Raw genomic sequence first — 13454 nt, 5'->3', positions numbered from 1 at the left:
AAAACGACACAAATAAAAATAATTCTCATTTGCAATATTAGGATAATATGCCCATATATTCAACTGCGTTTGAGCTATCAATCCCATCGTTATTATCAATCAACATAATAAGTAAAGTTATCAGTAATTTTCTCCCTAAACGTTTGCGTAATCGCTAACCTTCTCTTAACCTTGATTTGAGGCTTTCATCACGGTTTTTCCATTGATATAGTACGGCCAATACAAAAATAAAGACCATTCGAGGCATGGAGCTTCCTCGCTAATCTCAAGATGAGAAGAATTGGTACCGACAAATTCGGCAGATTTAAAGAGGGTCAAATAATGGAAATGAATATGGTTGAGATTTTAGGCTACGCAGCTTCAATCATGGTCGCAATTTCGCTAACTATGAAAGATATTGTTAAGCTTCGTATCCTTAACTTTATCGGCTGTGCACTGTTCACTGCTTACGGACTGATGATTGATTCGTGGCCAGTAGTGCTAACAAACGGCTTTATTGCATGTGTTAACGTGTACTTCCTAGCTAAAATGCAGCAGGAAAAAAAAAGCCTAGAGCCTGAAAAAGCCCAATAAAACTCGTATTTTGAAAGGCCCGCAAGTCATACACTGCGGGCTTTTTTATTGTCTAAAATTCGTTTTTATCGAATCCAATCAAGCTCGAGCGTCTCTCTACGTGAAAACATTTCGACATGCGATTCGATAATGCCCTTCACTTGCTCCAACTGCTTTTCAGAATCCGCTTCACACGCAATAATGAGGCACAGCCCATTCAAACTGAATTCTGCCTTTCCAGCAGGGAATGTTACCAAGCCACTTTGTTCATCCCACGTTGCAGGCACTTTACGTGCGAAATGTCGGCATAGTGTCACTAAGTATTTGCTCGCGTGTTCACTTTCAATCTGGGTCGTTTCTTTGATCATATTGTCACTTTGCTTATTCGTGTAAAAAGGCCCTCTTTCGAGAGCCTTATGAGTAGGTTTTAGAATTGGTAAGCCGCTGAAAGCTTGAAGTTACGACCTGGTTCGTAATCATCTAGCGTGAAGCCGCGTACCGTGCCCGAACGTGACGCATGTGATGTGTAAACCTCATCGAAGATATTATCGATACCGAACGTTACCGATAAGCCATCAACGTTCGACGGCACCCACTGAGCGTACAGATTATGCACATCGTAGCTATCTTTAGCAGGCTGACCATCAAACACATTGTCTTCTTCAAGTACAAACATGGATGTCCAACCAAAGATGGTTTCTAGCGAATCAGATTGGTAATCCAGCGTTAAAGCAATGCTGTCACCCATGTCGATACTGCGACCATTTCCACCTGCAAGTGGGCCGCCAGTGTTCTTGTTTTTGGTATCAGACTGCGAGTAAGAAAGCTTACTGTTGAATTTGTCATACCCGTAGGACGCACTGGCTTCAAAGCCTTTGATCTCAACGTCACCGATGTTGTAAATCAGGTAGGTTTGAGTCGCATCTTGGTATTTATCAGCAATGTAATCATCAATGTTTGTTTGGAAAACCGTCACATTGGCACCGAAGAAGTGTTTATCTAACGTCTTGTTGAAACGCAGGCCACCTTGGGTGTTTTGGCCCGTTTCCGCCTTCATGCCTTCATCGAGGTACGCAACGTCTTGATACGCGATGAACGTTTCCATCAACTCTGGGCCCTTAAACAGGGAACGCGAGCTCGCAAACAGTGTCCAGTCTTGTGTCACCGCCCACTCTGCAGCCAATGCCCAAGTCACGTCATCAAAATTGCTTGTGCCTGTTTCCGCTTTACGTTTGTAATCATCAAAACGCAGACCCGCAGTAATAAAGAAGGCATCCGAAAAGAAGAACTGATCTTCAATAAACAGCGCCGTTGAAACAGCCGATTCATCCATAAACTTGCTACTGCCGTAGTAACTAGATGACGTCTTATCCATGTAGTCAAAGCCATAAGTCACTCGGTTATCAAACTGAGCGAGAGCAAAATCCGATTGGAATTTCGCATTTAAGCCGAGGTTTTGGTTCTTAGCCGTGTTCTTTGACAAGCGGTTCGAAGGCCAACGCGGTGCCATAACCGTTTCATCACGTTTGATTTCAGTTTCGGTGTTGTAAAGCGTCACGTTACCTTGGTGCTGCTCGCCTCTTAGCTCGTAACTGAGCGTGACGGTATCGCGATCGTAATCCGTTGGGATCAGCAACTTGCTCGACAAGCCATTGTTTGCGCTACCTGCCATATCAGGGCGCGGACTGTAATCGCCGCTGTCACGGTACATATCGTAGGAAAGTTCGAAGCGGTGAATGTCATTAAACTCGTAGCCAAGCTTCGCAAGAATGTTGTAAACGTCCCCTGCCGAACCGAACGTCTTATCACCGTTTCCATCTTTGAAATCGTCACGCGTCACATAGTGGCCATAAACCATTGCGTCTACGTTTTCTGACAGCAAACCGTATAACGTTAATGAGCCTTGTTGATTGTCGTTAGATGCAAAACCACCGTATACACGCGCGCCAAAAGTTTCATCGTAACGAAGCAAATCGCGTGCATCTTTGGTTTCAAAATACACCGAACCACCCAACCCATTTTGCGTCACTGAGTTGTTACCCACTTGGATATCTGCCGACTTTAGAATATCGGGGTTCAGCGTCAAGTTACCGATGTGGTGGAACATACTCGCGTGTTGTGACGCGCCATCCAGACGGATATCCAAGTCAGTCTCACCCAAGCCGCGAATCGTGATGCGTTGGTTGACTGAGTGAGTGCCGCCCACATCAACGCCCGGAATATCACGCAGTAGATCCGACATATGATCGGCCTGCTTTAATGACATATCGTCCGCGAACATCGATTCGGTATTGCTGGAAACTTTCGTTCCCCATACTACGACTTCTTCGAAATGAGAGTCAGATTCTTGAGCTAAAACGGGATTTGCCAAGGCCATTCCCACTGCAAGGCAAAGGCTTGAAAGCTTGATTGATGAGCAAGCTGGGCTTTCCATAAGTACATTCCTAAATATTAATGATAATAATTCTCAGGTATAATAAGCAGGTGTTTTATAAATACAAAGGCGATTCAGTTATGCGAAATCGCACAAGTGTTATGAGGAAACGTCAAATGCAGGAAGTCACCGCCAAACGAACTAAACTTGGCAAAATAGCTATGACCCAAAAACTGGAAGCCACGGAAAAACAGTTAATTGTGACGCAAGGGCAACCATGCCAGACCCAACTGGCCGAAGGGAAGTTTTTGTCTTATCAATACAATGACCAGATTTTTGTGCATGGCGGGCGCTGCATTGAATTGGTTGACTCCAATATCGTCTCTACCGCGCACGCTTCATTGTTGATCACCATTCTTCTCGAAGGAAAACTCTCTTTCGGCTACGACGATTTACAGTTCGATCTCGATGCCAGTGATACACCTCAAGGCGTGGTGGTGAATCTCATTCATCCTGCTAACTTTCGTCGTTCGCTTATTGAAAACAATCAGATCAACAAGATTAATATTCTTGTAAAGCCGCAATGGTTAGAGTCCCGCTCGGAAGAATCGTGTTGCAGTACTGCCTTCTTTGAAACGCACCAAGCCTTTTACCACCTAGAGCTTAATCAGGCGTTAACTATTCTTGCCACCGAACTCACCAACCGGGATACACCGCATCGTTTCCAAGACAAGCTCGAAATCGAAAGTTTGATTTATCAAATTCTGTTTCACGCAACACAACAAATGCCACAGGATTTTTGCCCTCAAAACACCAACAGTTACCGAGATAAAATCACCGAACGTCATAGTGATTCACGCGTGGAAAACATTGTCAGCTATATCGAAACGCACCTTGGACAAGAGTTGAGCCTCGAACACATTGCAGAGGTATTCTCGATGAGTGTGTCTAACCTACAACGCCGCTTTAAACAGTCACTTAATATGACGGTGAATGGTTATATCCGTTATCGTCGTCTTGAGATCGCAAGAGTACATTTGGAGCGTGGTTTAGTGTCGATCACTGAAGCCGCGTACGAAGCGGGCTATCACCATCCTTCTAATTTCACTATTGCGTTTAAAAAAGTGTTCGGTGTGCCGCCCCATGAGATCGTAAAAGAGTGACGGGAGCGCTCAACAATGCGTCTATCCAGCCTACTTAGGTACTTTGGGGTATATATCGTCGGCGACATGGGTATATACTCGCGTTAAACATCAAGCCAATGCCATCAGTTGCAAATCAAAGCTGCGTAGAAACCAATATGTTTAACGCGCTGATACGCAACGACAATTAACGGCATCGGCGTTATCTCGAATGTGGAGGTTAAACATGAATATTGGCGCTGTCGCGAAGCTAACTGGACTGTCATCAAAGTCGATTCGTTTGTATGAAGACAAAGGGATCATCTCTCCACCAGCACGCAGTGATTCTGGCTATCGCGAGTATTCAGATAATCATATTCAAGAACTTAACTTAGTTTCACGAGCAAAAAACGCAGGGTTTTCACTTCAAGAATGTAAAGAGTTCGTCCAGCTTGCGCATAATCCAAACCGTAAAAGCAGCGAAGTGAAAGAAAGAACGATGGATAAACTGCACGAAGTAGAAGAGAAAATTGCTCACCTGATGGAAATCAAAAAACAGTTGGAAGGTTGGGTATCGGCTTGTCCTGGCGATGCAAAAAGTCGCTGTCCAATCATAGACGAGCTCACTAAGTAAGCTCGCCTATCTATTGCAGTTCGTTAAAGGCAACAAGTTGGTTCAGATTAATGGTAAGTGCACATGCGCTTGCCATTTAACTCAATGATGTTAAATGGTGTTTCGTAGATGTCTTCCAATGTTGTTGCCTTAATCACCTCTTCAACCGCGCCACTTGCCACCACTTTGCCTTGTTTAAGCGCCAGAATGACATCGGAATAGCACGCCGCGAAGTTGATATCGTGAATCACAACCACCATTGCTTTGTTCATGTCATGAGCAAGCCTTTGAATCACCTTCATGATCTGCAATGAATGCTTGATATCCAAGTTGTTCAGCGGTTCATCTAAGAAAACGTAGTCCGTATCCTGAGCAATCACCATGGCGATAAACGCCAACTGGCGCTGACCACCACTCAACTCATCCAAGTATTTATCTTGAATGTCTTGCAGGTCTAAGTAATCAATGGCTTGTGCAATGACCGCATGATCGTCTTTGGTAAGATTGCCTTTTGAATAAGGGAAGCGACCAAAAGAGACCAGTTCTTTCACGGTAAATCGCATCGTGATTGAGTTCGCTTGGCGCAACACAGCAAGCTTTTTCGCCAGCTCTTTGGTATCCCACTCAGCGATCTCTTTACAGTCGATGATGACGCTACCACCGTCTCGCTCTGTTAGGCGAGAAGCCATGGAGAGTAAGGTACTCTTGCCAGCTCCATTTGGGCCAATGATTGACGTCACTTTGCCTTTTTCGAACTGAGTATCCGCGCTATCAACGACTTTACTCGAACCAAATGCTTTGGTTAGTTTCTCTATGACTATCATGTTTATACGACTTTGTTTTTCAACAGCAGATACAAGAAATAAATGCCGCCAAGGAAGTTAATGACCACGCTTAGCGTTGTCTCAAAATTAAATACGTTTTCAATGATCCACTGCCCTGAAAGCAATGAGCTAATGGCCAATAGTGAACAGCCTATCAACAATGTTTTATGTTGATAGGAATGAAACATCTCACGGCTCAAGTTGGTCACAAGCAAACCAAAGAACATAATTGGGCCAACCAAAGCGGTAGAAATTGCAATCAAAACCGCAGAAAGGATGAAGACGTTGCGGGTCACTTTCGGCACATCAACACCCAAGCTTTTCGCGTTGTCTTGATCTAACCAGAACACATCCAATGTGCGATGCATACGAAACAATAACCAGCAAGCCAGTATCAACATCGGCGCACTGAAGTACACGAGATTAACCTTTACGTTGTTAAAGCTTGCATACAGTTTGGACTGCACGAAAGCGAACGTATTGGGGTCCATCAATAGCGAGAAGAAAGACGCAACATTGGAAAAGAGCTGCCCAAATATCAAACCGACCAGCAATAAGGTGATCAAATTTCGGCTGCCTTTGGAGAAATAGAAGCCAAACAAAAGCAGAGAAAACGCCACCATGATGCATGCCGCAATGGTGAAGTTGACGTAGATATTCAACACTAATGTGCTCAATCCACCAAACAACAATACGATCAACACTTGCGTGAGCACGTACAAAGCATCAAAGCCCATAATGCTTGGCGTCAATATTCGGTTATGCGTAATGGTTTGAAACACCATAGATGACTGAGCAATCGCCACGCCAGCTAATACAATCGCCAACACTTTGGGTACGCGTCGCGAAAGAAAGTACTGGTAGTTGTCTGCGTTCAAGCCAATGCCGATAAACAAAAAGGCAAACACCAGAGCGATAACACCAAGCAAAACGATTTTGGTTGAATCACGCATGCTGCTTACCTCTTAGCAACATCGCAATGAATACCACGCCACCTAAAATGCTGATCACAATGGAAATTGGCATTTCATGAGGGAAGATGATCAAACGACTCACTAAATCACAGCCGAGAACCAATATGGCACCATACATGGCGGTTAAAGGAATGTTCTTCTTCAGGTTATCACCGTAAAAATGACTGACGAGGTTCGGCACAATAAGGCCAAGAAACGGCAGCTGACCAACTATCATCACCACACTTGCGGACATGATGGACACCAACAGCACGCCAATAGTAACCACTTGCTGATAGTTCAAACCCAAGTTCACGGCAAAGTCTTTACCAATACCGACCGCAGAGATTCTTGCGGCAAACAAGTAACTGAGAATCACCATCGGAACCGCAATATAAAGCAGTTCAAAATCCCCCCGCAAAATGTTGGCGAAGTTCGCGACCGACCAAGCACTCAGGCTTTGGAGCAAATCGTACTTGTAAGCGATGAACGTGGTCATCGATTCAATAACGTTACCGAAAATGATCCCGACAAGCGGTACAAACACCACACTTTTGAATTGGATACGTTGGATGAAATGTACAAACGTGAGCGTTCCGAGCACGGAGATACCAAACACCAACCAAAGATGATCTCCATCGCCAAAGAACACCACGCTCATTACGTAGCCCAACATGGCACACTCGATTGTCCCCGTGGTCGAAGGCGCAGCAAAACGGTTTTGGCTGATCTGCTGCATCACAAGGCCAGCGATACTAAGCCCTGCCCCAGCAAGCAAAATCGCGAACAAACGAGGAATACGGCTAGTAAAGAAAAGCTCTAACGCTTTTGCATCGCCTGAAAACAATTGTTGGGGCGTCATATCAGCCACCCCAACAAACAACGAAACAGTGCTTAAAACCACAAGGGTTAGCAATAACTTTTTCAAAGTTAACCTCTGCTAGCCGGGCTTAAAGATCGACGGTGTTTTTGATCTCGTTGACCATTTTTTCTGTCGCAGTCACGCCTGACATAGCCAAGTACCACGCATCTACATCCAAGAACGTAATTTTTTGGTTCTTGTATGCCGTCGTCGCTTTCACCAAATCATTGTCCATCGACTTACGAAGGTCTTGGCTCGGCTTCGCATGCAGCGAATTACGGTCGATCACCAAAATGTTTTTCGGATCAGCTTCACGGATAAACTCGTAAGAAATCACGTCACCGTGTGTACCAGTCTTGATGTTTTTTACCGTTTCAATGAAACCAAAGTCATTGTAAATCGCACCGAAGCGGGACTTCGCACCAAAGGCACTGATGTTGTCACCGATGCTCAAAATCGTTAGTGCATCGTTATTGTTCGTTTGGTTGTAGTCGCGAATCGCTTTAAATTGAGCATCCAATGTTTCAATCTTTTGCTCGACTTTGTCTTCAATGTTGAAGATTTTGCCAATGTTACGCCATTGAGCCTGCGTGCCTTCCCAGTAGCCTTCGCCTTCTTTAGCTGCAAACACAACCGTTGGGGCAATTTCACTTAGCTCTTCATATTTCGCGGAGCCACGCGGGCCAACCAAGATCAGATCTGGTTTTTGCATATAAATAGCTTCGAAGTCAGGCTCAAACAAACTGCCTGCTGATGTGTAATTCTCTTTGCTGTACTTAGAAAGGTAGCTCGGAAGATGAGATGCGTTTGACACAGCTACAGGGTCAATCCCGAAGTTATCCAAAGCATCTAAAGGACCAAAACCAATCACAACCACGCGCTTAGGTGATTGTTCTAGCTCGGTTTTTTCCATGTAATGGTCAATAACAACGTTAGCAGCAAAAGATGGAGAAATGGTTAGCAGCGAGAAAACAGCCGCACTGACGAGTTTTTTCATTTTGTTGAGCCTTAATGAGATCTATTATCATGCGCATTCGCAATATAGCGTTACTCTCAAAAGCATTCAACAAGATTTATACGACTTTACATTCATTACAGTGATTTTAGATTAAACCATTTCAAGTACTTATGAATGGCAATCATTGCAATCCCGAATTGAATTATTCGTGCGAATCGATGAACGCTTTTAACGCCATTTCATCAAGAATCGCTAAGCCATTGTCGGTTTTTGTAATGAGTCCTTTATCGATAAGATCTTTGACCGCACGTCGATAAACTCGGCCTGACGTACCAAATCGTTCCGCCTCTTGGTTCACTTTGTCAAAGCCACCAAGCAGCGTATCCGTCTGATTACGGACGAGAAGATCATAGGCAATGTTGTAAGTGATGGGATGCAGCAAACGGTTAGTATAGATATCCATTGAGTCCTGATAGTCTTCTGCCAGTGCAGAGGCAAAAAACACCATCATCTCAGGGTGCTGCTGTAGTGCTTCGGTCAGTTTTTGAATGCAAATGACATCGACTTGCATGTGCTCATCAGCCACCACATTCCACTGGCAAGGGGTTTGAGTAAAGTACTCCATTTCGCCATAAATGTGGTAATCGCAGTTCGCCTCCCCTAGTTGGAAACGTCGCCCATTGGCGGCCAAAATGCTCATAGAAACACGTCCAACAGGCACGATATACAGGTACTGAAGTTGCTCGCCTTGGCGCAAAATGGCTTCGCCTGCATCAAAATAACGAGTGTTTACTTGGCACTGATAGATGAGATCACGAAACGCGGCACTTTTCTGTTCTAGATAGTTTTTGAAGCGACCAGTCGGATAAGGGCTGATTTTCATGCGTTTTTCTCTATGCTAGGAAGGATGCTAATCCGGACAAATGAGCAACTCAAAGACTAAGCCAGTTTGCTTGTTCATCCAGATAATTACTATTGATAACAATCTCAGATGGATTGTACCCCTTCCATTAAGACGATGAAACCAAGTAAAAAAAGCGACAACCATGTGCCGCTTTTGATATTAATCTTAGAAAGAGATGACGCTATGCTTGGGCAATCAACGCTTCTAAAGCCGTGAAAGATGCAAGCTTTTCACCTTCCATCATCACTTTAGCTTCATCTACGTACTGACCTACCCCTTCCTTCACATCTTGTTGGTAGAGTACGACATTGTTTAAGATCGAAGCCACATGAAGGCCTCGTAATCGACCGACCGTAAACAGCGCCGAAGTTTCCATGTCTGCACCTAAGATGCCTTTCTTGTTCCAGTACTGACAAATGGCCTCTTCGTCATCGGTGTAGAAACTGTCGTGAGAACGTACTACGCCGAAATGATATGGCGTCGTTTGCGTTGACAAATAACGCTCGACTTCTTTCAGTAGAGTAAAGCTTGCGTACGCCGGATAAGCCGAATCGACGTACGATTTGGAACCACCTTCGTCTCTTACTGCACCTTCAGCAACAATCAATTCTCCAAGCTGAATCTGCGATTGCATTGCACCCGCAGATCCAACACGTACCACATGAGTTACGCCGCACTGTTTGAGCTCTTCTACCGCAATGATCATCGATGGTGCGCCGATGCCTGTGCTGCATACAGAAACAGCCTGACCTTTGTAGTTGCCGGTAAACACGCGGTACTCACGGTTTTCCGACACCATTTCTGCATCATCAAATAATGCCGCGATACGATTCGCTCGATCTGGCTCGCCACATACAATAACAAGAGGAGCGACTTGTGTTTCATCAACACCGATATGAGGTTGTTTAGCCATTTGCTTGTTCCTTACGCTGCTGCTTGAGCTAAGGTTTTATCGCCATTGCGCTTGGCACTACGAGCCCACTCACGCGTACCATTGGCAGCAATGAACATAAGAATCGCGTACTGAACAGACATTGCGTAAACACCTTGCGTCGCGTAGATACCCACACTGATGATGTTGATCACAACCCATAGGATCCAGTTTTCGACGTATTTACGTGTCATCAGAATTTGTGCAACAACAGAAAGTACCGTCATGGTTGCATCCCAGAACGGGAACGCATCAGGCTCAAGTACTGGCTCAGACAGGCCTGCACCGAAAATGTTTAGGCTATCAACAGCAATGTTTGCTAGCGCGAAGAAGAATGGGTCAATGTAGATGGTCAACAATGCAATCGAGACCACACAAACAACCGCAGTCGCCATCAGCTTTTGCTTGCTAAGCCAACGAACTTCCAACGTTTCACCTTGTGCATTTGGTCGAGTCCATGCGTACCAACCGTAAATGTTGGCGCAGAAGAAAAACAGTTGAAGAAGTAGCAACCCGTACAACTGAATTTGGAAAAAGATAACAGCAAAAAGCGTGACATTCAGTAAGCCGAATACGTAGTTGACGGTCTTCTCTTGGCTCGCAAACCAAATGCAAAGCAGACCAAAGACGGTTCCGAATGCTTCGATCCAGCTCATTGCGTAGCCGTCTCCAATCGGAATGGTAACGAGGGTATTGTTGATATCGAGTAAGGCGAATAGGTCCATGGTGATGTCCTTTATTATTTTGTTTGGAATACGCCCATATTAGGGTGCAGCAACAAACAAAAAGGAGGACATTTGTCCTCCTCTTGATGCACTCGATCATAAATCAGATCATTACTTACTTGAAAGCGCCTATTTATATCAACCATTCATTCTAAATGAACTAGGACTCGAGTCCTAAGTAGCGCTTTTTGAAAGCGGAAGCTGACGCAAATAGCACCGATGCCAATAGCGTAACAACAAAGCCAATCACGTATTCAAAAGCTTCATTCACTAATAGCTGGTAACAGCTCACGAGAAAAGTGATCACTACTGCGAGAACATTCGCTCGGTGAAACCAAGGATGTTTGACCGAGAACTTCGCATAACCTTTTGATAACATTTAACTAATCCGCTAGACAACAATTAACATTTTTATTTATAAGCAACGATGATAATAAGCTTTTATCGTTTCAAGAGAAATGTCTTTTTTAATTTTCTAGCTCAATATCACACGTAATTTGTGGTTATGTGATATCCGTTTGCACAATGAGTTCAACAATTTAGCAATTTCACACTGTTGCGTACAACCAATGTTGGTTCCAGTTGAACGACTTGAGCTTCGTTAGATTTGTCGTCCAGTCTTCGGACAAGAGTTTCGACGGCGGCTTGGCCGAGTCGATATTTGGGTTGGTGGATGGTCGTTAAGGAAGGCGACATAAATTTCGCGATATGAATGTCATCGTAGCCAATAATGGAAAGATCATCTGGCACTTTAATACCGAGCTCATTTGCGGCGTTAATCACACCCATCGCCATCATATCGTTAGAGACAAAAATCGAGCTGGGTAACGTACCTCGTTCAGCCATTTTCTTGAACGCTTGATACCCACCCTCACATTCGAAGTCCGATTCAATGATCCAATTGGCATTAAATTCCAAGCCTGCTTCGTTCATCGCTCGCTTGTAACCTTCGTATCGCATTTGCGCTTGGTGTTTAATCAAAGGGCCAGTGATACATCCGATTTCAGTGTGACCGCAATCAATCAAGTATTTTGCCGCTAAGTAGCCGCCACGAAGTGAGTTATCTTGAATTTTATCGCTTGTAAACAGCATCGGCCCCCAGTCCATCACCACGACAGGGATATCTGGATAACGCTCAAATACATCGATACGCTCCCCTTCTAACGACGAGCACATCAAGATCAAACCATCGACACGCTTTTGCAAAAGCGTATTAATGGATTGGCGCATGCGTTCGTTGTCACCTTCAGTGTTACATAGAATGAGACTATAACCTTTGTGGTAACAGCTGCGTTCCACGCCTTTTACGACTTCGCCAAAGAATGGGTTGGTAGAGGTTGTCACTAGCATACCAATGGTTTTGGTACGATTGACTTTAAGGCTACGCGCCAAAGCAGATGGCGCGTAGTAGTTGAGTTCTTTTGCTGCATTGTTAACACGTTCAGAGATTTCTTCACTCACGAAACGCGTCTTGTTAATAACATGGCTCACTGTTGAAGTGGAAACCCCTGCCAGTTTTGCGATGTCTTTCATCGTCGCCATGTTATTGCTCCTATTTTAAGAGGCGTTGTGCGCCTTATTGTTCAGCGAGAAACGCGTCCACCTCTTCGCGGGTTGGAATCGACGTTTGCGCACCAAAGCGGGTCACAGAAATTGCAGCCGCCGCATGTGCAAACTTAATCGCTGATTCTAAAGGTAAATCTTCTAAGAGACCAGTGACGAATGCCCCATTAAACGTATCACCTGCCGCGGTGGTATCGGTCGCTTCGACACGGAAACCAGGGATGATTTCACCTCGGCCATTTTGGCTCAACCAAACACCTTTTGCACCGAGAGTGATCATGACAATTTCAATACCTTTACCATGTAGCACATTCGCCGCTTCTTGCGCGCTTTCGTTGTCTGTTACAGTAACACCTGTCAGCACTTCAGCTTCCGTTTCATTTGGCGTGATCACGTCAATACAAGCAAGCAGTTCATCTGACAATTCGCGAGCTGGAGCTGGGTTTAAAATTACGTTGGTTTTTGCATCTTTCGCCACACGCGCGGCTTTCTCAATGCCGCACATCGGCGTTTCCAATTGCATTAGCAAGTAATCTGCTTGGCGAATACGCTCTAAATCTGGCTCAATCGCTTCTGCTGTCAGTTTGGCGTTCGCTTCTGCTGATATACAAATGCTGTTTTCACCACTGTCCGACACTTGAATCATCGCGATGCCTGTCGGGCAGTTTGGTTGCATCTTAACACCAGTGATATCGATGCCGTCCATTTTGAAGTTTTCACGAATATTGATGCCGAAAGAGTCATCGCCTACACAAGCAATAAAACCAATGTCTGCATTTAATCGCGCCGCCGCGACGGCTTGGTTGGCACCTTTGCCACCTGGGATAACTTGATAGTTGCGACCATGCAGCGTCTCGCCAGGGCGAGGGAAAGAAGGCACTTGAAGAACATGGTCAGCGTTTACACTACCTAACACCACTAACTTATTCATACGGTTATCCTCGGTTCTGAATGAACCCTTTTTTGAAAAACTGTTTTTGGAAAATACTTAGATGACTTTAACTTCTCGTTTGAGTCGCTGTAAAAAGTCAAAGGCATCTATACCCAAGCAACCTCAAGATGCATGGCTGCTTA

15 protein-coding genes are annotated in these 13454 nt (G+C 44.8%); 3 read left to right on the top strand and 12 right to left on the bottom strand.

All coding sequences use genetic code 11. The features are described from left to right. Positions 1-321 precede the first annotated feature (321 nt). Positions 322-573 carry a YgjV family protein gene (locus ACF8CV_RS02710; protein WP_005454365.1) on the top strand — a complete coding sequence of 84 codons (252 nt, stop codon included), beginning with the start codon at positions 322-324 and terminating at the stop codon, positions 571-573. A gap of 65 nt (positions 574-638) precedes the next feature. Here the strand turns inward: ACF8CV_RS02710 and ACF8CV_RS02705 are convergent, their stop codons facing one another. Together ACF8CV_RS02705 and ACF8CV_RS02700 are read right to left on the bottom strand one after the other, a co-directional pair. Continuing rightward, entirely contained in the window at positions 639-920 is a 282-nt protein-coding gene (locus ACF8CV_RS02705) for a DUF2218 domain-containing protein (RefSeq protein ID WP_005482124.1), read from the bottom strand. A gap of 59 nt (positions 921-979) precedes the next feature. Continuing rightward, a complete protein-coding gene (locus tag ACF8CV_RS02700) occupies positions 980-2986 on the bottom strand; it encodes a TonB-dependent siderophore receptor (RefSeq protein ID WP_069502039.1) in 2007 nt (668 codons plus the stop codon). Between the two features lie 116 nt (positions 2987-3102). On the opposite strand from ACF8CV_RS02700, the gene ACF8CV_RS02695 reads away from it, so the two are divergent. Together ACF8CV_RS02695 and cueR are read left to right on the top strand one after the other, a co-directional pair. Continuing rightward, positions 3103-4089 (top strand): helix-turn-helix domain-containing protein, encoded by a 987-nt coding sequence (locus ACF8CV_RS02695; protein ID WP_069502041.1) that lies wholly within the window; start codon positions 3103-3105, stop codon positions 4087-4089. Positions 4090-4294: 205 nt separating this feature from the next. Continuing rightward, positions 4295-4681: a Cu(I)-responsive transcriptional regulator gene (gene cueR, locus ACF8CV_RS02690; protein ID WP_025606356.1), complete on the top strand. Its 387-nt coding sequence runs from the start codon at positions 4295-4297 to the stop codon at positions 4679-4681. Positions 4682-4728: 47 nt separating this feature from the next. Here the strand turns inward: cueR and vctC are convergent, their stop codons facing one another. The 10 genes from vctC to rbsK form a co-directional block, all read right to left on the bottom strand. Beyond that, complete coding sequence (gene vctC, locus ACF8CV_RS02685; RefSeq protein ID WP_025499447.1) at positions 4729-5484, bottom strand: iron chelate ABC transporter ATP-binding protein VctC; 756 nt, start codon at positions 5482-5484, stop codon at positions 4729-4731. A 2-nt stretch (positions 5485-5486) separates the two neighbouring features. Further along, entirely contained in the window at positions 5487-6437 is a 951-nt protein-coding gene (vctG, locus tag ACF8CV_RS02680; protein ID WP_005482136.1) for an iron chelate uptake ABC transporter permease subunit VctG, read from the bottom strand. After that, positions 6430-7365, bottom strand: a complete 936-nt coding sequence (vctD, locus tag ACF8CV_RS02675) for an iron chelate uptake ABC transporter permease subunit VctD (protein WP_069502043.1) — start codon at positions 7363-7365, stop codon at positions 6430-6432. The genes vctG and vctD overlap by 8 nt, the downstream gene beginning before the upstream one ends. Positions 7366-7387: 22 nt before the next feature. Further along, on the bottom strand, positions 7388-8296 hold the full coding sequence (locus tag ACF8CV_RS02670; protein ID WP_069502045.1) for a siderophore ABC transporter substrate-binding protein: 909 nt from the start codon (positions 8294-8296) through the stop codon (positions 7388-7390). Positions 8297-8459: 163 nt separating this feature from the next. Next, positions 8460-9140 carry a Crp/Fnr family transcriptional regulator gene (locus ACF8CV_RS02665; RefSeq protein WP_065766106.1) on the bottom strand — a complete coding sequence of 227 codons (681 nt, stop codon included), beginning with the start codon at positions 9138-9140 and terminating at the stop codon, positions 8460-8462. A gap of 202 nt (positions 9141-9342) precedes the next feature. Beyond that, the gene (locus ACF8CV_RS02660) at positions 9343-10074 is read right to left on the bottom strand and encodes a nucleoside phosphorylase (RefSeq protein WP_025521674.1); all 732 of its coding nucleotides are present in this window, start codon (positions 10072-10074) and stop codon (positions 9343-9345) included. A gap of 11 nt (positions 10075-10085) precedes the next feature. After that, a complete protein-coding gene (gene pnuC, locus ACF8CV_RS02655) occupies positions 10086-10817 on the bottom strand; it encodes a nicotinamide riboside transporter PnuC (protein WP_023584864.1) in 732 nt (243 codons plus the stop codon). Between the two features lie 160 nt (positions 10818-10977). Continuing rightward, positions 10978-11196, bottom strand: a complete 219-nt coding sequence (locus tag ACF8CV_RS02650) for a hypothetical protein (RefSeq protein WP_021485268.1) — start codon at positions 11194-11196, stop codon at positions 10978-10980. Positions 11197-11348: 152 nt separating this feature from the next. Continuing rightward, a complete protein-coding gene (locus ACF8CV_RS02645; protein ID WP_021485288.1) occupies positions 11349-12359 on the bottom strand; it encodes a substrate-binding domain-containing protein in 1011 nt (336 codons plus the stop codon). Between the two features lie 34 nt (positions 12360-12393). Beyond that, complete coding sequence (rbsK, locus tag ACF8CV_RS02640; protein ID WP_020837978.1) at positions 12394-13311, bottom strand: ribokinase; 918 nt, start codon at positions 13309-13311, stop codon at positions 12394-12396. Positions 13312-13454: the final 143 nt, after the last annotated feature.

Source organism: Vibrio sp. zbq_1 (assembly GCF_043102935.1).
Lineage (GTDB): Bacteria > Pseudomonadota > Gammaproteobacteria > Enterobacterales > Vibrionaceae > Vibrio > Vibrio parahaemolyticus.
The sequence above is the reverse complement of the archived record's forward strand: the minus strand, read 5'-3'. Positions and strand labels throughout refer to the sequence as shown.